Source organism: Vibrio orientalis CIP 102891 = ATCC 33934 (assembly GCF_000176235.1).
Lineage (GTDB): Bacteria > Pseudomonadota > Gammaproteobacteria > Enterobacterales > Vibrionaceae > Vibrio > Vibrio orientalis.
This window is the reverse complement of record NZ_ACZV01000004.1, coordinates 248,441-267,483: the sequence shown is the minus strand read 5'-3', so window position 1 is coordinate 267,483 and position 19,043 is coordinate 248,441. Positions and strand designations below refer to the sequence as shown.

Annotated in this window: 19 protein-coding genes; 3 read left to right on the top strand and 16 right to left on the bottom strand. The window is 43.7% G+C overall.

Annotation, left to right across the window (positions count from 1 at the left end; all coding sequences use genetic code 11):
• The first annotated feature begins 115 nt into the window (after nt 1–115).
• Nucleotides 116–1,009: a cation diffusion facilitator family transporter gene (locus VIA_RS04765; protein ID WP_004411429.1), complete on the top strand. Its 894-nt coding sequence runs from the start codon at nt 116–118 to the stop codon at nt 1,007–1,009.
• A 77-nt stretch (nt 1,010–1,086) separates the two neighbouring features.
• On the opposite strand, the gene VIA_RS04760 is transcribed toward VIA_RS04765, so the two are convergent.
• Together VIA_RS04760 and VIA_RS04755 are read right to left on the bottom strand one after the other, a co-directional pair.
• Complete coding sequence (locus tag VIA_RS04760) at nt 1,087–1,548, bottom strand: ASCH domain-containing protein (protein WP_004411428.1); 462 nt, start codon at nt 1,546–1,548, stop codon at nt 1,087–1,089.
• 38 nt (nt 1,549–1,586) lie between these two features.
• Nucleotides 1,587–2,075, bottom strand: a complete 489-nt coding sequence (locus tag VIA_RS04755) for a DUF2059 domain-containing protein (RefSeq protein WP_235801292.1) — start codon at nt 2,073–2,075, stop codon at nt 1,587–1,589.
• A gap of 281 nt (nt 2,076–2,356) precedes the next feature.
• Here VIA_RS04755 and VIA_RS04750 point away from each other — a divergent pair, with 281 nt between their 5' ends.
• Nucleotides 2,357–3,319 (top strand): integron integrase, encoded by a 963-nt coding sequence (locus VIA_RS04750; protein ID WP_004411426.1) that lies wholly within the window; start codon nt 2,357–2,359, stop codon nt 3,317–3,319.
• 68 nt (nt 3,320–3,387) lie between these two features.
• Here VIA_RS04750 and rplT read toward each other — a convergent pair whose 3' ends face one another.
• From rplT to VIA_RS04685, 13 genes are all read right to left on the bottom strand, one after another.
• Nucleotides 3,388–3,741, bottom strand: coding sequence for a 50S ribosomal protein L20 (gene rplT / locus VIA_RS04745; RefSeq protein ID WP_004401084.1), 354 nt, complete (start codon nt 3,739–3,741; stop codon nt 3,388–3,390).
• A gap of 41 nt (nt 3,742–3,782) precedes the next feature.
• On the bottom strand, nt 3,783–3,977 hold the full coding sequence (gene rpmI, locus VIA_RS04740; protein WP_004411425.1) for a 50S ribosomal protein L35: 195 nt from the start codon (nt 3,975–3,977) through the stop codon (nt 3,783–3,785).
• A 106-nt stretch (nt 3,978–4,083) separates the two neighbouring features.
• The gene (infC, locus tag VIA_RS04735; RefSeq protein WP_071816273.1) at nt 4,084–4,635 is read right to left on the bottom strand and encodes a translation initiation factor IF-3; all 552 of its coding nucleotides are present in this window, start codon (nt 4,633–4,635) and stop codon (nt 4,084–4,086) included.
• 3 nt (nt 4,636–4,638) lie between these two features.
• Nucleotides 4,639–6,567, bottom strand: a complete 1,929-nt coding sequence (gene thrS / locus VIA_RS04730) for a threonine--tRNA ligase (RefSeq protein WP_004411423.1) — start codon at nt 6,565–6,567, stop codon at nt 4,639–4,641.
• Between the two features lie 211 nt (nt 6,568–6,778).
• Entirely contained in the window at nt 6,779–8,278 is a 1,500-nt protein-coding gene (locus VIA_RS04725) for a bifunctional ADP-dependent NAD(P)H-hydrate dehydratase/NAD(P)H-hydrate epimerase (RefSeq protein ID WP_004411422.1), read from the bottom strand.
• Nucleotides 8,279–8,353: 75 nt separating this feature from the next.
• The gene (locus VIA_RS04720; protein WP_004411421.1) at nt 8,354–8,791 is read right to left on the bottom strand and encodes a PAS domain-containing protein; all 438 of its coding nucleotides are present in this window, start codon (nt 8,789–8,791) and stop codon (nt 8,354–8,356) included.
• The gene (locus VIA_RS04715; RefSeq protein ID WP_004411420.1) at nt 8,792–9,796 is read right to left on the bottom strand and encodes a response regulator; all 1,005 of its coding nucleotides are present in this window, start codon (nt 9,794–9,796) and stop codon (nt 8,792–8,794) included.
• A gap of 129 nt (nt 9,797–9,925) precedes the next feature.
• On the bottom strand, nt 9,926–11,056 hold the full coding sequence (locus tag VIA_RS04710; RefSeq protein WP_004411419.1) for a response regulator: 1,131 nt from the start codon (nt 11,054–11,056) through the stop codon (nt 9,926–9,928).
• Nucleotides 11,049–14,210, bottom strand: coding sequence for a PAS domain-containing hybrid sensor histidine kinase/response regulator (locus VIA_RS04705; RefSeq protein ID WP_004411418.1), 3,162 nt, complete (start codon nt 14,208–14,210; stop codon nt 11,049–11,051). Before VIA_RS04705 ends, VIA_RS04710 begins: the two co-directional genes overlap by 8 nt.
• Nucleotides 14,203–14,787, bottom strand: a complete 585-nt coding sequence (locus VIA_RS04700; protein WP_004411417.1) for a SpoIIE family protein phosphatase — start codon at nt 14,785–14,787, stop codon at nt 14,203–14,205. The genes VIA_RS04705 and VIA_RS04700 overlap by 8 nt, the downstream gene beginning before the upstream one ends.
• A gap of 1 nt (nt 14,788) precedes the next feature.
• Nucleotides 14,789–15,214, bottom strand: coding sequence for an anti-sigma regulatory factor (locus VIA_RS04695; protein WP_004411416.1), 426 nt, complete (start codon nt 15,212–15,214; stop codon nt 14,789–14,791).
• A gap of 1 nt (nt 15,215) precedes the next feature.
• On the bottom strand, nt 15,216–15,566 hold the full coding sequence (locus VIA_RS04690; RefSeq protein WP_004411415.1) for an STAS domain-containing protein: 351 nt from the start codon (nt 15,564–15,566) through the stop codon (nt 15,216–15,218).
• Nucleotides 15,567–15,573: 7 nt separating this feature from the next.
• Entirely contained in the window at nt 15,574–16,494 is a 921-nt protein-coding gene (locus tag VIA_RS04685) for a protoglobin domain-containing protein (protein ID WP_004411414.1), read from the bottom strand.
• Between the two features lie 216 nt (nt 16,495–16,710).
• Between VIA_RS04685 and VIA_RS04680 the strand changes: the two genes are divergently transcribed.
• Complete coding sequence (locus tag VIA_RS04680) at nt 16,711–18,267, top strand: methyl-accepting chemotaxis protein (protein ID WP_004411413.1); 1,557 nt, start codon at nt 16,711–16,713, stop codon at nt 18,265–18,267.
• 61 nt (nt 18,268–18,328) lie between these two features.
• Here VIA_RS04680 and VIA_RS04675 read toward each other — a convergent pair whose 3' ends face one another.
• Complete coding sequence (locus VIA_RS04675) at nt 18,329–18,790, bottom strand: TetR/AcrR family transcriptional regulator (RefSeq protein WP_004411412.1); 462 nt, start codon at nt 18,788–18,790, stop codon at nt 18,329–18,331.
• Nucleotides 18,791–19,043 lie beyond the last annotated feature (253 nt).

Sequence of the window (19,043 nt, the reverse complement as noted above, 5' to 3'; positions counted from 1 at the left end):
AATTTAATCTTATTTCATTCGCTTAATTTTTATCCGACATGAGATTCTAGAATTCGTTTGTGTATTTCTCTAATTATGGGAAAAATATACGGGTGTTTATAGAAGAGATACCTTTATGTGTGCCAGGACAAGCTTAAATGAAAAACGAATACTTACATTCTCAGCGCTGTTAGCATCAGGCTTCGCGGGTAGTGGTCTAGTGCTCGGATTGCTTGTAGGCTCACTTGTGATTGTTTTTGATGGCGTCTATTCCTTAGTCAGTTTACTGTTAACTTTATTGTCACTGGCTGTCTCTCGATTTATCGCGCGCCCTTCTAAGCGTCAGTTTCCCTTCGGTAAGTCGGCTCTTGAGCCTATCGTAATTGCTGTTAAGGGCAGTGTGATTCTCGTCATTGTCGCTTACTCGCTCTACTCAGCCATCACGTCTCTGTTTTCAGGTGGCCGAGAAGTCGATGCGGGGATCGCTACCTTATTCGGAGTCATCAATGTCCTCGGCTGTAGTTATACTTGGTGGCATATCGCCAACAGATCCAAACGTTTTTCATCCGGCTTAATTGAAGCAGAAACGAAGCAGTGGCAGATGGATACGCTTCTTAGTGTCGCGGTAACACTTGGTTTTATCGCAGCGTGGTTGATAACTCTTTCACCACTGGCACAATATGCGGTCTATGCGGACCCGATGATGATGCTGCTTATGTCATTCTACTTCATTAAAATTCCATTTGAGATGCTTCGTGATGCACTACGCGAACTACTGATGATGAAGCCTAGTTCGAAGATTTGTGACACCGTAGATGCGGAGGTTTCAGCCCTTGATAAACAAGTGACGCAAAACCTCGAAGTCGCTGGCGTTACCAAGGTAGGTCGCGAACTGCGAGTCAAACTGGATGTTCATGCTCAAGGAAAGCAGGTTCAAGTCGCAGAGCTAGAAAAGACGCGTAAAGTGTTGAAGGACAAGCTTTCTAAATTGTCACTCGACCTCAACCTGACGATGAATATTGCGAGTTAAATAGACACTCGCAAAATAGAAAAAGGCTCGATGAACATCGGGCCTTTTTACTTAGCTTATCGCTGTTTTGTAGCAGACTAAAAGTAGACGACTTTAAAGCGCTCAAGCACTAACAGCATCTCTTCACTTGGTTCAATCTTGAGTTCTGCACATTCACGAGAAAAGAACTTCCAGTGAGCTTCACGCCACCACTCCAAACTCTTGTCTCCCTCGCCTTCAGCGGCGGCAAACTCCGCCGTAACGTCACAGTATTTTGCCGTTGCAACATCGCTAAGTTCAATGATACAGACCGGCTCACCCTGCCAGTTTAAAACGACCTGGAGATGCCCTACCTCTGGCATTGGCTCACCTTCGTGACTGTACCAATATTCCATACTACACGAGGCCTGCTTTTCACCACGCAATATCAACTCAGCACATACGTTGGCATTGTACTCATCGGCACAAAAGTAATCTGCGCTACAAGAACGGTTCTTAGCTTCCTCGGGAGGCAAAGTATCTAGATATTGTTGTATAAACTGCTGACTTTTTTCATCCATGTTCAACCTACTGCATTATCAAATGATTGAGAGTCTAACTACTGTTCTGGAGAGTGTTTTTCAATAAATGGACCCAACTTTTCGAGCAGTTGCTGCTGTTTGCGCTGCGCTTCTTCCATACCAAATCGAGCGCCTAATTTAGCAAGCTCTGGTGACTTTTCTACCAACTTTCGGCCAGCAGGTGTTTGATAGAACTGCGTAATGGCTTTGATTTCATCATGGGTGAATGTGTCGGCGTATAAGTCTGCAATTTGCGTACTGATATAAAATTTGTCGAAGTCGTTTTTAAACCAATCTCGATATATATCTTTTAGCTCTTCTGTCTCGGCTTGGTTAAGCTCAAGTTTAGCGGCAAGCTGATGAATGACAGGAAGCATGGCCTCAAAGCCCCCCACCATTTGCTCTTCTATTTTCATTGCATCGAGTAGCTGTGCCACTGACTCTTTCTTAGTTTCTGCTGCCACTATTGGGCTATATGCGATTACAGCCGACAAAGTTAAAGCGAGTACTTTTTTCACAGTCAACATCCTTACCAATTGTGATTATTCATCTCGGGTTCTCATCATTCGACAAGAAATAATTCATTGAAAACTCATATAAACTTTGCCAAAGGGTAACACTGTCGCCAGCGAATTTATATCGGACCACACAGATATGCTTCACAGTTCGATACGCAATCATCAACCACTTAGGATGAAAGTTAGTGCGAGAAGACCAGTAATTGAAGACCTGATGCGCCAAAGTCTTGAATTCATTGCTCGTCCCAAACAATGTGGCTAGCTTATTCCAGCTACATTAGGTTATGACGATGAAGAATCAGTTTATATTAAGCATTAAAGAACACATGAGAGCACGTCACTATGCGACAAAGACCATTGATGCTTATATTAACTGGATTAGTCGATTTGTTACGTTTCATCATATGGCTCACCCTTCGAGGCTCGATGAAAGAAGTGTTGAAGAGTTCTTAACACACCTTGCCCTCCACGACAAAGTGGCAGCCAAAACTCAAGCCCTCGCGCTGAATGCAATTAACTTTCTCTATCGGGACTTTTACCGAACTCCGTTAGAAAACGATATGAAGTTTCAGAAGTCTCTGCTTGACCGAAAACTTCCTGTGGTATTAACCAAGCATGAGACTCGCCAATTCCTTAAGCACATTGATCCAAGGTACAAGCTTCACATCATGCTTTTGTACGGCTCAGGGCTGCGCGTGATGGAGGCCGTTCGATTACGTGTTCACGACATCGATTACGACTACTCAGCAGTGCGAATTTGGCAAGGGAAAGGGGGGAAGAATCGAGTCGTTACTTTAGCGAAAGAGTTGGTTCCAATGCTCAACGAGCAACAAGCTTTGGCACAGCGCTATTACAAGAAAGACATGAATACACCTGGGTACGCTGGTGTGTGGCTTAACCAGTCATTGCAGAAAAAATATCGTGGTGCAGAACTTGAGTTCAAGTGGCACTACTTATTCCCTTCGAACAAGCTTTCCACTGATCCAGAAACGGGGTTGGTTCGGCGACATCACATCAATGCAGTGGCACTTCAACGCGCTGTTAAACGCACAGCGAAAGAGGCTGGAATCGATAAACACGTAACCTGCCACACCCTTAGGCATAGCTTCGCAACACATTTACTCGAATCAGGCGCAGATATTAGAACTGTACAAGAGCAATTGGGGCACAGCGACGTGCGTACCACGCAGATTTATACTCATGTCTTAGAGAGAGGTGCTAGTGGGGTTAAAAGCCCGCTATCGAGCTTATAGGGCATATTTCAGATAGAAAAAAGGAGAGCCTAAGCTCTCCTTTCCTTAATCCTAATCACTGACTCTAATTAAAGAGCAGCTTTCGCTTTTTCAACTAGAACTGCGAATGCAGCTTTGTCGAATACCGCGATGTCAGCAAGGATCTTACGGTCGATCTCGATAGATGCTTTCTTAAGACCGTTGATGAAACGGCTGTAAGATAGACCATTCTGGCGAGATGCAGCGTTGATACGTGCAATCCATAGTTGACGGAATTGACGTTTCTTGTTGCGACGGTCACGGTAAGCGTATTGACCAGCTTTAGTAACTGCTTGGAAAGCTACGCGGTAAACACGTGAACGTGCTCCGTAGTAACCTTTAGCTTGTTTTAGAACTTTCTTATGACGTGCACGAGCTTGTACACCACGTTTTACGCGAGGCATTATGCTTCTCCTAAACTAAACGATTGATAAACTAAAAAGAATTATGCGTATGGTAGCATACGAGCAACTGCAGCCACTTCACACTTAGGAAGGATTGCATTTGGACGAAGCTGACGCTTGTTCTTAGTAGTACGCTTAGTCAGGATGTGACGTTTAGTAGCGTGCTTAAACTTAATACCACCAGCAGTTTTCTTAAAACGCTTAGCAGCACCTTTGTTGGTTTTCATCTTAGGCATGATGAATAACTCCGCATTGTTGAGTTGTATTAAACAATAGTAATTAGGGCGAACAAAACTCAGCCACCTTACGGCAGCTGAGTTCTATTACTTGCAAAGCCGTTAATTACTTCTTTTTAGGGGCAAGAACCATGATCATCTGACGACCTTCGATCTTCTTAGGGAAAGATTCCACTACTGCTAATTCAACAGTGTCTTCCTTAAGACGATTTAGAACGTCAACACCGATCTCTTGGTGCGCCATTTCTCGGCCACGGAAGCGAATTGTTACCTTCACTTTGTTGCCTTCTTCAAGGAAACGCGTCAGGTTGCGTAGTTTTACCTGATAGTCTCCAATATCAGTTCCAGGACGGAATTTTACTTCCTTAATCTGAACCTGTTTTTGCTTCTTCTTCTGCTCTTTAGCAGACTTGCTCTTCTCAAAGAGGAATTTACCGTAGTCCATTACACGACATACTGGTGGCTCAGCATTTGGACTGATTTCTACCAGATCCATACCTACTTCTTCAGCGGCTGCTACTGCTTCTTGAATAGAAACAACACCTACTGATTCACCATCAGCACCAGTTAAACGAACTTCACGAACGCCACGAATTTCACCGTTTAAACGATGAGCATTTTGTTTGGCCGGTACTTGGCCGCGTCTTCCGCCTTTAATAGTTTATTCCTCCAGATTGAGCTTACGGCTTGAAATCTCGTCTTGGATGTATGAAATAAAGTCATCCACTTTAAACTTGCCGAGATCTTTGCCTTTACGAGTACGTACTGCAATTTCGCCAGCTTCCATTTCTTGGTCGCCACAAACAAGCATAAACGGTACACGCTTCAAAGTGTGTTCGCGGATTTTAAAGCCAATCTTCTCATTTCTCAAGTCCGCTTTAGCTCTAATTCCACATTTTTGTAGTTTTTGTGCCACTTCCTGAACATAATCTGACTGTTTATCAGTAATGTTCATGATTACAGCCTGTTCTGGCGATAACCAAGTTGGGAAGAAGCCATAATATTCTTCAATCAAAATACCGATGAAACGCTCTAGTGAACCTAAAATCGCACGGTGAATCATAACTGGCGTTTGACGCTCGTTATTTTCATCAACGTAGGTTGCCCCTAGACGGCCTGGTAAGTTGAAATCAAGCTGTACTGTACCACATTGCCATGCACGATCTAAACAGTCATGAAGAGTAAATTCAATCTTCGGACCGTAGAACGCACCTTCGCCTTCTTGAATTTCGTATGCGATGTCCATCGCTTCAAGAGACTGCTTAAGCGCTTCTTCAGACTGATCCCAGATCTCGTCTGAACCAACACGCTTCTCAGGACGTGTAGACAGTTTAACAACAATGTTGTCGAAACCAAATGTCTGGTACGTATCGTACACCATCTTGATACAGCTCGTCACCTCTTCTTGAATCTGACTTTCAGTACAGAAGATGTGAGCATCATCTTGAGTGAAACCACGTACACGCATAATGCCGTGTAGTGCACCAGATGGCTCGTTACGGTGACATGAACCAAACTCTGCCATACGCAGTGGTAGATCACGGTAAGATTTCAGACCTTGGTTAAAGATCTGTACGTGACCAGGACAGTTCATTGGCTTAAGCGCGTATTCACGGTTCTCTGAAGAAGTCGTAAACATCGCTTCTGCGTATTTGTCCCAGTGACCAGAACGCTCCCAAAGAACGCGGTCCATAATAAGCGGACCTTTTACTTCTTGGTAGCCGTACTCTGTCAGTTTTTCGCGAACAAATACTTCTAGGTCACGGAAAATAGACCAACCATTGTGGTGCCAGAACACCATACCCGGTGCTTCTTGCTGCATGTGGAATAGGTCTAGTTGCTTACCAATCTTACGGTGGTCACGCTTCGCCGCTTCTTCTAGGCGAGTTAGGTGTGCTTTAAGCGCTTTTTTGTCGTGGAATGCAGTGCCATAGATACGCTGTAGCATCTTGTTGTCACTGTTACCACGCCAGTATGCACCTGCTACGTTAAGTAGCGTAAAGTGCTGACAGAAACCCATATGTGGTACGTGAGGACCACGACACATATCGATGTATTCTTCATGATGGTATAGACCCGGACGATCATCACGAGAGACGTTTTCGTCCAAGATTTCCATCTTGTATGTTTCACCGCGAGCTTCAAACGCATCGCGTGCTTCCTGCCAGCTAACCTTTTTCTTGATTACTTGGTATTTGGTCTTCGCAAGCTCTTTCATACGCTTTTCGATCTTCTCTAGATCTTCTTGCGTTAGAGAGTACTCAAGATCGATATCGTAGTAGAAACCGTTATCGATTGTTGGACCGATCGCCATTTTTGCTTCAGGGTAAAGCTGCTTGATCGCGTGACCTAACAGGTGAGCACATGAGTGACGAACGATTTCTAGACCATCCACTTCATCTTTAACTGTGATGATTTCAAGGCTTGCATCTTGTTCAATAAGATCACATGCATCAACACGGTTGCCATCTACACGACCAGCGATGGTTGCTTTCGCAAGACCAGGACCGATAGATTGAGCAACATCAAGAGTAGAAACTGGGTTGTCGAACTGACGCTGACTGCCGTCAGGAAGAGTAATAATAGGCATTAAAATATCCTTTACAGTGGTGTTGCACACCAAGCAACACATGCAATTTAAAACGAGTCTTTAATGGGAGTTCAAAGATTAAAGACGAGAGTTCGTGCCCTTTTCTGCGCAAATACGGATGCACAATTCAGGAAAGAACGAGCATTGTAACGAAATACTATGAAATAACAATCGAAGTCACATAAATGGTTAAAAAAAGTTCACTTTTTGTTCATTCACCGAGTGACAAGCAATGCTGAATGGCCGCTCGTGAGGCTGGTATTACATCGCTGGCCAACAGACCAATTTGGCCATACTGTTGAACAAGTTCATCCGCAGCAACACTGTGAATAAGCGTTCCTACTTTCGCGGCATCAGATAGCGATAGCCCTTGAGCAAGCATCGCGGCAATAATCCCGGTGAGTACATCGCCCATACCGCCAGTAGCCATGCCAGGGTTACCCGCATTGCAGATGTAAATATCGTGGCCATCGTTGATAAGCGTACCCGCCCCTTTAAGCACCACGACACCACCATATTTGTTTTGTAAGTCCTTAACGGCTTGAAAGCGGTTTTGCTCCACAGTCGCTACACTGCAACCTAGTAGCCTTGCTGCTTCACCCGGATGCGGCGTTATCACTCTTGCATGATCAGCACTAGGCTCATTGGCAAGTAAGTTAAGCGCATCAGCATCCAACACTTTTGCTTTCGTTGAACTCTTGCATGCTAAGAAGAGAGTCTTCGCCCAATTATCGGTACCAAGCCCGGGGCCAAGAGCGAGTACATCTGTAGCTTGGAGAGCTTCACTCAGTAGCTCACTATTGCCATTCCATGAGCGGGTCATGACTTCCGGACACCCAACTTGCAGCGCCAATGTCGAACTCTGATGACACAAAGTTCGAATTAGCCCAGCTCCCGTTCTGGCCGCTGCACTGGCACATAGCCGAATCGCGCCGGAATAACCTTCATTACCGCCAATACAGAGCAAACGTCCATGGTTGCCTTTATGCGCTGTTGGGCATCTTTTAGGTAACAAGTGTTTTACCGACTCGGAACCAAGCGATAAAGCGGAGTGCGATGCAAGCTGAGTAAACTCTTCGTCCACTCCTAGGCCTGCAAAATGTAGCTCGCCGACTACGCTTCGAGCTTGTCCTGTCATAAGCCCTTGCTTGACCCCGATAAAAGTAACCGTTGAATTCGCTGATATTGCAGCGCCCAATATCGAGCCAGTATCGCTACATAAACCTGAAGGGATATCTATCGACACCACAGGGAGATTAGCTTCGTTTATCTTTCCAATGATGACTTGCATCGGTTCGCGAACATCGCAACTTAAACCCGTTCCAAGTAACCCATCAACGATAAGATCTGCATCTCCTGCATTGAAGCTATCTATCGAGCTAATCTCACCCCCACCATTTAACCACGCTTGTTTGGCTTTTTTCGCATCACCCGATATTTTGGCTTCATCCCCATAAAGATACAGCTGCACATCTAGACCATCTTTCTGCGCAAGTTTGGCCACAACAAAGCCGTCTCCACCATTGTTGCCGCAACCACACAAGATAGAGAGGTGCTTGATGTTAGGGTATTGATATCGAATACGCTGGTAGACAGCCTTTCCAGCGCGTTGCATTAGAGTATACATTTCTACGCCTGCTTGCTGCGCAGCCAATTGCTCACCCTGCTTAACTTGCTGAGCGGTATATAAGCGAGTAGGTAGTCGTTCCATCTAGGTACACTTTTGTCGGAGTTGCTTACCGCATATACAACAGCGCCAAGGATTACCTTGGCGCTGTTGTATCATTTATTGCTGTTTCGAAACCAAAGCTTCTGCGGTGGCGTCTTGTATCGATAAAAACAGCGAGCGAATTTCACCTGTTGGTGTACGCATGGGATTTAGCGTAATGTTTTGGTACATAAAATCCGCCTGCTGGGTAACAGGGCGTACATTACGACATTTAAATAAGTATGGACGCTGCTGCCAAGTAATGAAGCTTCGACATCCCAAATCATAAACCGGTTTGGTTTTCAGCTTAAACCAGTCTTGTGGGATCTCGGGAAACAGCTCAAACAGCGTTTTGTCTATCGCATCATGGGACTGCACGCCACTGTGGTGAGTCATAAAACCATTCCACACTTGGACCTTATAGTCTCGGTTAATAACAATCAAACCCAGATCGACGTTTTGTACCATATCCACCATCCAGTGGAATTGCTCAAATTCAGCAGGAAGATTCAACATTTAAAAGTCCTCCATTAGGTACGACAATTTGTTATCAAGTAACGGCAAAGATTCATCTACAAACATAAACAATAAGTCACACCTTATACTGGTGCCATCAATGTTATAGCTCACCTCAAAGGTCATGGTCTTTTGGAACGAGCCACTGGTCGATTGAATAACCGAATCAATGGAGATGTGCTGACCTAACAGCACTGGCGAACTTTGAAAGAATCGTACTTCTGATTGCTCACCAAGACCGTTGAGAAACGAGCCGACCAAGATGTTCGATACGTCCATCAGAAGTTCAAGCTCTTCGAGCTCTTCACTGTCTGCGGGAACTTTCATTAATTTTTTCAGATCAGAAACGCTAGAATCGCTCAAAAGAACCAGTGCTTCTCCTGCAATACCCTCACCACTAAAACCTTGGCAAACGCCCGAGACTTGATCGTTCTCTGCCAAATCACGCAATGCCATATGAAGTTCAGTCACTTCCAAAATGTTGACGTTAGGCAAAGGTAAATGCACAAACACATCAAAATGCCGTGCCAACGCGTCTGCCGCACGACCAATCGAAACGTTCGCCACTTCCATATAAATATCACGACGGCGAAGAATAGGTAGTTCAATTGAAACAGGTGTGATGATCTGCGGGCGACTAGCCGGCTCAACAAGTTCTTTAAGTACCGCATTAAGAGCATCTTTGTTGATGGGCTTCTGGATAAATGCTTTGGCACCCAGCGCCATCACTCGTTCTTTGGCTTTGGGTTGAATATCACCGGATACCACAACAACGGGGATATCGAGCCCTTTGTTGCCAATTTCTTCAAGCGTACCAAAACCATCCAATTCGGGCATGGTTAGGTCCAAAAACATCAGTTTAAAATCGTTATTTTCTAGCTGTTCTAATGCGTCCAGACCATGAACAGCAAACGTTATATCAGCATTCAGCGAAGCAGGCAGTGAGCGAGCCATTTGCTTTCTCGCTAAAGCGGAGTCATCGCATATAAGTACCGGAAAAGACATGCGTACACCTACTCCTATTTGTCTAGTTTATTGGTTGAGTGTAACAGAACGTTATAACACCAGGTACGGCGATCCACATTTTTCTTTCAATTCATCTCTAGGTAAGACCACTTGTTTCAAAGTTGAGAATTAATCATGCCCACTGGCTTTTAAATTAAACGAATCGTCATCGAAGCCTTCATCTCGGTATGTCGATGCAACTTCCCTAAATTTTTTCTCGATCGAAAGAAAGCTCTCCACAATCAGTGGTTCAAAGTGAGAACCAGCCCCTTCTTCAATAATTTTCACCGCTTTATCATGGGAGAAAGCAGGTTTATAAACTCGCTCGGAAATTAACGCATCATACACATCAGCGATAGCCATAAGACGAGCACTCAAAGGAATATCATGGCCGGACAGCCCCTCAGGATAGCCACTGCCATCCCACTTTTCTTGATGACTGAATGCAATCTCTATCGCTGTCGTTAAGAAGTCACACTCGAAATCGATTGAAGATTCAACAGTAAGTAACACTTCACGACCTAAAGAGGTATGACTCTTCATTATGTCGAACTCTTCGTCGGTTAGCTTGCCCGGTTTGAGTAAAATACTGTCCGAAATACCAACCTTTCCAATATCATGAAGAGGCGCTGATTTATAAAGTAGCTCAATAGACTCTATAGATAACTCATCTTGATAGTGACCTTTTCGCCGCAATTCTTCCGCCAAAATTCGCACATAATTTTGGGTACGACGAATATGATTGCCCGTTTCGTTATCTCGCGTTTCTGCCAGTGAAGCCATAGCTCCTATCGTTGCATCTTGCAGCGTTTCTAGCTCATGTGTGCGTTCTTTTACCCTTTCTTCTAATACCTCATTTTGGTGCGATAACTCATCCATTGCACCACGCAATTTCAAATGAGTATTAATTCTGGTCAATAAGATTGGAGGACTAATCGGCTTTAAAATATAGTCAACCGCTCCGACCTCAAATCCACGCTGCTCATCTTCAATTTGGGTTTTTGCAGTTAAAAAGATAACGGGGATCGATTCAGTGATGGGGTTGGATTTCAAGCGAAGACACACTTCATAGCCGTCCATTTCCGGCATCATAATATCGAGCAAAATAATATCCGGCAGTTTCGCCGACGCAATGGTTAGCGCTTGCTCCCCATTAACGGCAACAAGTACTTTAAAATACGGTTTCAACAAGCCACTCAATAGCACCCTATTTTCCGCATTGTCATCTACCACTAGTACACTAGGGTTCAATTCATCCATTTGAACCTCCAAACATCTTTTCCGAATCAATCGGATAAATGCTGGCAGCTTTCCTTAACGCTATGCTCGCAGAGAGAAAATCACAATCATTGATATGACGGCGGCAAATCTCAAACGCTTCTGACTCAAGTAAAGTATTGAAGCGAAGGAAGTGCTCGTCAAGGAACTCAATTGCACTCGCGTCAAATTCATGTAAAAGCATGTCTAACTGCAATATCAGGGCAACGCTATCATCGTCCAAATTGTTCCGGATCTCTGAAGGATACAAGCGGCCTAGCCCTTCACACACTTGCTGTAAAAATGGGCCGATATACTGTTCTAATTCGTGCTTTGTTTCATCAATATCATTTCTTTGCTCTGAATCGCTAAGCTGAAGCTCTAGTCGAGCAGCAATATCAAACAAACGCACCATACCCAAATTACCCGCCGAGCCTTTTAAGGTGTGGGTAATTAAACTCGCATAATCATAATCTTGCTTTTCTAAAGCAATATTGAGCCTAGAAACAAAGTCATGCTCTTTATCGATCAATTGAGACAGTAAGCGACGATAAAGCGCTTCATTACCAGCCACTCTGAGTAAGCCATTTTTTAAATCTAAGGATTCCACTTGTTCTAATGAAGTAACTACCTTGGTATCAACAACATCAACGATTTCATCCGGCGCGGCCTCTTCCTCCTCAATAGGAGGGGCCGCACAAAAACCTGAGCAGCAACGTTTAATGGTGCTAAACAATATTTCTGGATCTATCGGTTTAGAAACATGATCGTTCATCCCAATGGAGAGACAACGTTCGCGCTCCTCTATCATCGCATGTGCAGTCATTGCCACTAGAGGAACATCATCAAAACGGTGGTCGCCTCGTATACGTTTACTTGCTTCGTAGCCATCCATAACCGGCATTTGTAAATCCATAAATATGATTTCAAAATGGGGGCTGTCTGGCTGATAAACCTGTTCCAAAGTATCAAGGGCTTCTTGACCATTGTTGGCCACCGTCACTTTCAGTCCTTTTTCTTCCATGAGTTCTACTGCAATCTGCTGATTGATCTCATTATCCTCCACCAGCAAAACGTTTAAGCCTCTTAATGAACTGTCTTTTGTACGTTGTTTTGAGTGGCTCTTAGTATTTTCATTAAGCTTAGGCCCAAACAGATCCATCAATAAATCAAAGAGATAAGACTGTCCTACTGGCTTTGACAAAAAACCTGCAATATCAAGGTCATCAAGATCCAGAGAAATATCTTCTTTGTCATACGCAGTAACAATGACGATCTTAGGTTGTTGCTCAGCAGGCAGTGTGTGTCGGATTTTTTGAGTTGCCTCAATCCCACTCATGACGGGCATTTTCCAATCCATAAAGACTAAGTTGTAAGGTTGGTTCTGCTTTGTAGCCTCCATCAAGGCCTCAATAGCTAGCTCGCCACTTGACACTAAACTCGGTCGATTAGGCAACACATCGAGCAAGTCTTCCATCACCAAAAGAGCGTGTTCGTTGTCATCCACCACCATGGCTTTGACATCGTTTAGCGTAGATGGAACCACATGCGATATAACTTCATCACCTTCGAAATAGCCAGTTAAGACATTAAATTTAAACTGACTTCCTTTCCCAACAGCGCTCTCAACATGGATGTCTCCGCCCATCAACTCGACTAAACGCCGACATATTGATAATCCAAGCCCCGTGCCACCATAACGTCGCGTGGTACTACCATCCGCTTGAGTAAATGCGCTGAATAATTTCTCTGATTGTTCGGGACTCATTCCTATACCGGTGTCCTGAACGGTGAAGTTCAATTCGATCTTCTCTTCTGAATAAGGTTTTTTAGTGACATGAACGGTAATTTCACCCTGATCAGTAAATTTCACCGCATTATTCACTAAGTTAATAATGATTTGCCCTAAGCGTAACGGGTCACCAAACAAGACTTTAGGTACATTTCGGTCTATTTGAAATATTAGCTCAAGCCCTTTTTCAAATGCCTTTTGTCCTGTCACCATAGAGACATTGTGCAGAACGTCGTCGAGATGGAATTCAATATGTTCAATCGAAAGCTTACCCGCTTCTATTTTGCTGAAGTCCAGAATGTCATTAATAATCCCAAGCAATAGAGAAGCGGAGTTATGGATCTTTAAAATGTAGTCATGCTGTTTTGGCGTTAGGTCTGTTTTCAACGCCAAATGAGACATACCGATAATGGCATTCATCGGTGTACGAATTTCATGGCTCATATTAGCCAAAAACATCGACTTCACCTCAACCGCTTCTTCTGCCTTAGAGCGTGCTTTATTAAGTTCATCTTCAACAATTTTTCTAGAAGTCACATCGCGCAAAAACATCGCTGCGCGGCATTGCTCATCAAACAAGAAAATAGTGATCCCCAGATCAATAGGAATCATATGTCCTTGCGAGGTGTATGTTTCAACCTCAAAGAACCCGCCACTAACTTTGATCTGGTCGTCAATGGAAAGCTCTCCGCTCAACACATCACGCAACTCTTCAGGCAAGTCAATTTGCAAGAGATCACAGAGATTTTGTCCTTCTACTTCATCAAAACTATACCCGTATGTTTCTTCGGCCGTCTTATTCCATAAGATGATACGCTGTTGACTATCGATGATCGCGACACTAGATGGCGCCCCTTCTATAATCGTTCGAGACAGCGCTTCATTCGCTTGTAAGTCCCTTGTTCTTAGCTCGATTTCATGCTCTAACCCCTCCTGATGAAGTGCCAATTGTCGGTTGGTACTTTTTAACTCTTCCATCAGTTCATCACGCGACTTCTCGCTCAAGATTGCAATTACTTTCTCAGTCACCGTCGGAGTCATCATGACTAATGAATCAATTGTCCAAACTACGCTTTCGGCATTCCGTGATAATTTCAGTAAAGGAACCGATAAATCAGGTAGCTGAAGACTCAAATCTTCATATGACCAAGCAACTTTTACACAATCAGACTCCACTGAAGCTTGCACACAAAGCGTGGCATCATCACCGAATAAATGCACCATGATTTCGCCACTGAGAAAAATCAACTGGTCTCTGGCCTGAAAGGCATACCCCAACGTCTCAAGAATTAAGGCGATTTTCTTACGAAATGAGATGCGAGCTACGTTGCTATTATCAACCCTGAACTGAAAAGAATTAATCATGGCAATACCTAACAACTATGGCGGTTGCATCATCAAAAGGTTTACTAAACGTCCGAACAAAAAAAGAGGAGAGATAATCGAGCGCTTTACCATTGGCAAACTCCATTTCGTCGCGATCGATGTTTTCTTTTACTCCATCAGTTGTGAATAGATAAGTTTCATCGAAATCAAACTGAAATTCGAAAGGTCGTAAAGTGGGTAGTAGCTCACCAACAATACCGGGTTGGGCAGCAAACGAACGGTAACTATGACCTAACTGACGCACCAGTGTGTTTCCAATACCTATTCCAGCGGCTTGTTTGGATGCGCTATCAAAGTAAACCAAGGTTAACGCAGTACCAAGCGAGCCCATCAGATGCTCGTGCAAAGTCGATGTCATCCACTTAATATCCTTACATGCAATCTCTGCCAATTTTGATTCAATGAGCCGAGCTAGACTTGCTGCTTTAGGACCATGGCCAAGGACATCAATAATCACTACGAGCAAATCATCCCCTAGCTGATGGACATAGTAACCATCTCCAGCTTCCGACTCGCCCTGATAAGGAACGCAATAAACACTGTATTCAAATCCCATATTAGGTTTTCCACTTAATGAACATCACCTGCGTTCCCTTCCCTAGCTCAGACTCAATATCAAACTCATCAACCATTCTTCTCACACCAGGAAGTCCTAAACCTAAAGATGCCCCCGTCGAGTAATGCTCTTCTAATGCGACGGAAATATCTTCAATACCTGGACCGAAGTCTTTAGCAACAACTCTAATACCTTTTTGCTGCTCTGTTTGTTCGATGCCACTAACGGTAATAACACCCTCTTGCGCGTATTTGACGATATTCATTGCTAGCTCAGAGACGGATGTCGATATTTCACTTACTTCAGTTTCTGAAAAGCCTCTGTTCTTCACCAGTGAAAAAATCGCAATCACTGCACTCATGACATCCGACTCACTATTAATTCTATATGTCTCAATCGTCTCTTCATTCACGTAGTTCGAATCCACGCTAGTTTCCTATCATTTCTAAGCCATCATCAATGCTACGCGCGCAATGAAGATTCTCAGTCTCATAGCCAATGTTGACCAAAGCCATTGCAATCCCGGGCCTAATGCCAACAAATGCGCACCCTCTTCCCATTACTTCTACAGTTGTGACTATTTCGAGTAATGCATCCATATCCATACGATCCAGCGTTTTAACTTCTGATAGATCAATGAGCACCCCTTTGATGGCATGTTCTCTGACTTTATCCAACAAATCTGCACGGAAGTTGTCTAGTACCTCTGAGCTAAGATCAATCTGAACAGTCGCCACTAAAACATGCCTTAAACGACTGATTGAAATAGACTTTGCCATGCGTCCTTTATCCCTCAGAAAATTGCTTTAGAGCTTGAACATTTAAGCCCATTATTTCAAAAGCATTTTCCAGAGCATCACGCAACGTTGCATTGGTTTTCACTTCTCCTACGTTGATTCCTAGTTGAACCATGGTCTGTGCGATCATTGGTGAAACACCAGAAACCAGACAATCACAACCCATCAACTTGGTCGCTTTGGTGATCTTAATAAAATGATTTGCCACAGCAGTGTCAACAACAGCCACGCCTGAAATATCCATAATAAAAATCTTGGCTCGATGCTCCGATATTTTATTGAGCACAGCCGTCATTATGTCTTGGGCTCGCTTAGAATCGATGATTCCGACAATGGGTAGCATTAATATATCTTGCCAAACCATAGTTACAGGGGTGGACATGGCGAGCAACGCTTCACTTTGCTCGGCAATCCGTTTATTGATTAGTCGGGAATATGTATCAACTACAATGGTGGTATCAAGGTGAAGAAGCTTGGTAAATGCAGTGACCAAGGAGCTGTATTCATCGCTGTATAGACTGCCGTCGTACATACGTTTGGTAAAAATAACCATCGATATATTCATTCCGGCGAAATACGTTGGTAAAGGCAAACCAACGCGAGCATGCACTTCACCCACCTCCCGACGTTCCTTTATATAATTATCGTCAACCTTTGCCGCAAAAAACGTTGTCCAATAATTAACCTGCGCAGTCTGCACGCGCTTGAGTTTTACCTGCTCCGAGAAGAACTGTTGATACTCTGGCTGCTGTTCTAACCAGTTATAGAAGTGACGAACATAGTCATCCAATTTTGGCACCATCATGTCACCAAACTTTCGTATTAGCGCCAAATCCGCCTCGTTTAAATCATGAAGCTTTAATAAGATATCAGCACTTGCATATGAACTAATAGAAGACCCATGTGACATGAAGAACACTCCCTTATTCCAACGGATACGTACACTCATCGAAATGAAACAAACATCATTAATAAGTTTAATGGTAGACGAGGATTTCTAGTTTTCAGGGCTCAATGAAAAAAAACCAAGAAAAGACCGAGTAATTTTGTCAAGTATTTTGAGTTGTACTTATACTTACCCTAATACGCTCAAACAAAGCTTGAAACATAAAAAGGAATTGAGGCCATGCGTGTAAATCAACCAGTGACACAAAAAGAAGTCACCTACCCTGCTGAATTCAATTTACTCTCAATTACTAAGCCATCTAGTCACATCTCCTACGCCAGTGCAGATTTCTGTAATGTCGCAGGTTACACATTAGAAGAACTCGTTGGTCAACCTCATAACATTGTCCGCCATCCTGACATGCCACCAGCAGCTTTTGAAAATATGTGGAAGTATTTAAAGGAAGGCAATTCTTGGATGGGAATCGTGAAAAACCGTTGTAAGAATGGTGACCACTACTGGGTTGACGCGTTTGCTTCACCGATAAAAGAAAACGGTAAAACAATCGAATACCAATCTGTTCGACTTGCGCCCAAGCGCGAACACGTGAAAAATGCGGAAAAACTATATGCGCAGTTAAATCAAGGCAAGATACCACTAAAACTCAAGCTCCCTCGCACTCGATTATGGCAGCGATTGTCTCTTTCCTTTTTAGTCATCGCTCTGGGCTCAACGCTGCTAGCGACTTTTTCTCCCGCCTTGGCAATTTGGGCCTTTTTCTTATTCAGCACAATCGCGGCTTACTCCCAAACAAGACGCTTAGAAGCACTATCTCAAGATGCTAGAAAGGTGTTTGATAACCCACTAATGGAACTATTGTATAATGATCGCGTAGACGATATATCAGAGATACAACTGGCATTTAAGATGCGCCAATCTGAAATCAACTCAATTGTTGGCCGTATACAAGATTCCAACCAACAAGTTGTTCAGGCCGCGAGTTCCTCAGCGAATAATTGTGAAACAACAGCTGAGAATTTAGTTGGGCAAACATCTGAAACAGAGCAAGTCGCTGCCGCTATCAATGAGATGCATTCTACGGCAAATGAAATTACTCAGAATGCGCAAAGCGCATCAAACGCGACGGACCAAGCCAGCACAGCAGCGAAAGAAGGCCGCTCTTCGGTAACTCAAACGATTAACTCCATCAACGAATTGTCTAAACAACTTGGGGTTGCGTCTGATGTTATTCAACAACTTGTTGAGCATGGTCGCACTATAGGTGAAGTACTGATTATTATCCAAGGGGTCGCTGAACAAACCAACCTACTCGCACTTAATGCCGCTATCGAAGCCGCTCGCGCCGGTGAACAAGGACGTGGCTTCGCTGTCGTCGCTGATGAGGTGCGCCAACTGGCTCAACGAAGCCACGAATCAACGGAAGAAATTCAAAATATCATCAAATTAATCCAGACGAGCACCGAGAAAGCCGTTCAAGCGATGAATGAAGGTAACCAACTCTCTGATGTTTGTGTTGATTGCGCGAATACCTCAGGAGATAAATTGGATGTACTACTTCATCAAGTAACGGATATTTCGGATCGAAACAGTCAGATAGCGGCGGCAATAGAAGAGATGGCTAGGGTAACTGACGAGATGAATTCCAGCGTTCAGTCGATCAGCGATGTCTGTGCAGCGACAAACATACTCGCAAATGATACGAAGGAAGAATGTGAAGGACTGGTAAAAGACTTAAGTTCTCAAGGAAAACTGGTCCAACAATTTAGGAAGCTATAGCGAGATAAGCCCAAACTTAATGATACAAAAAAGCCTTCCGAAGAAGGCTTTTTAATGGTCATTACTGAGCCATACGAATAATTGATTTCCCGATCAACCACTCAAGCTCTTTTGCGCTGCCTTCACCAAACTGGCTTTCGGTCATCTTGTATAGGCGATCAATACCGTTGCTCGCAAACTCATGCGTGTTTTGAGAAGTCACGATATGGTGGAATAGCAGACGTAGAATTGCTAAGAACTCTTCACTGTCTAGCGCGGCAACCCAACTTGAAGAAAAATCTTCTAGGCCTTTATTAAACTCTACGTGCTCAACGAACATCTTAAAGATACGTCCGTCTAGTGCAGCGGTAAAATCCGTCTTTTTAGGAAAGTGGTGGCTAATACCCGTTCTAGATACACCAGTCTGTTGGCTCAAAGTAGTGTACGACATTTTGTCATAACCAAGACGCAATAGCTGATCAACTACTGCATCCATGATCTTTTGAATCGTGATTTCGGTATCTTCTTTACTACGCTTTGGCATGTTCAGGCTCTTCTCTCTGTAAATCCGTCTAACTCTTCATGAGTTTATTATCGACGCCTTATTAATTAGCTTCCTTGTCTGATGACACATCGTGAAACGAGATAAATTATCAATCTCAATGCAAAAGACACTATCACAATTAAACCGTACGGACCATCTAACTGTTGCGTAAACTAACTTCCCATAACTGCATGCATTTGCATGCTTTATAGAATAATAAGACTTTATCTATTGTTTATATAATAATGAGTCA

Excerpts from the sequence above, each read along its gene's own strand:
- VIA_RS04755 (WP_235801292.1), bottom strand. The coding sequence starts at position 2,075 with ATGTTGACTGTGAAAAAAGTACTCGCTTTAACTTTGTCGGCTGTAATC.
- VIA_RS04750 (WP_004411426.1), top strand. The coding sequence starts at position 2,357 with ATGAAGAATCAGTTTATATTAAGCATTAAAGAACACATGAGAGCACGT.
- VIA_RS04690 (WP_004411415.1), bottom strand. The coding sequence starts at position 15,566 with ATGGCAAAGTCTATTTCAATCAGTCGTTTAAGGCATGTTTTAGTGGCG.
- rpmI (WP_004411425.1), bottom strand. The coding sequence starts at position 3,977 with ATGCCTAAGATGAAAACCAACAAAGGTGCTGCTAAGCGTTTTAAGAAA.
- VIA_RS04705 (WP_004411418.1), bottom strand. The coding sequence starts at position 14,210 with ATGATTAATTCTTTTCAGTTCAGGGTTGATAATAGCAACGTAGCTCGC.
- VIA_RS04700 (WP_004411417.1), bottom strand. The coding sequence starts at position 14,787 with ATGGGATTTGAATACAGTGTTTATTGCGTTCCTTATCAGGGCGAGTCG.
- thrS (WP_004411423.1), bottom strand. The coding sequence starts at position 6,567 with ATGCCTATTATTACTCTTCCTGACGGCAGTCAGCGTCAGTTCGACAAC.
- VIA_RS04765 (WP_004411429.1), top strand. The coding sequence starts at position 116 with ATGTGTGCCAGGACAAGCTTAAATGAAAAACGAATACTTACATTCTCA.
- VIA_RS04760 (WP_004411428.1), bottom strand. The coding sequence starts at position 1,548 with ATGGATGAAAAAAGTCAGCAGTTTATACAACAATATCTAGATACTTTG.
- VIA_RS04685 (WP_004411414.1), bottom strand. The coding sequence starts at position 16,494 with ATGTCACATGGGTCTTCTATTAGTTCATATGCAAGTGCTGATATCTTA.
- VIA_RS04725 (WP_004411422.1), bottom strand. The coding sequence starts at position 8,278 with ATGGAACGACTACCTACTCGCTTATATACCGCTCAGCAAGTTAAGCAG.
- VIA_RS04710 (WP_004411419.1), bottom strand. The coding sequence starts at position 11,056 with ATGGATGAATTGAACCCTAGTGTACTAGTGGTAGATGACAATGCGGAA.
- VIA_RS04715 (WP_004411420.1), bottom strand. The coding sequence starts at position 9,796 with ATGTCTTTTCCGGTACTTATATGCGATGACTCCGCTTTAGCGAGAAAG.
- VIA_RS04720 (WP_004411421.1), bottom strand. The coding sequence starts at position 8,791 with ATGTTGAATCTTCCTGCTGAATTTGAGCAATTCCACTGGATGGTGGAT.
- rplT (WP_004401084.1), bottom strand. The coding sequence starts at position 3,741 with ATGCCTCGCGTAAAACGTGGTGTACAAGCTCGTGCACGTCATAAGAAA.
- VIA_RS04680 (WP_004411413.1), top strand. The coding sequence starts at position 16,711 with ATGCGTGTAAATCAACCAGTGACACAAAAAGAAGTCACCTACCCTGCT.
- VIA_RS04675 (WP_004411412.1), bottom strand. The coding sequence starts at position 18,790 with ATGCCAAAGCGTAGTAAAGAAGATACCGAAATCACGATTCAAAAGATC.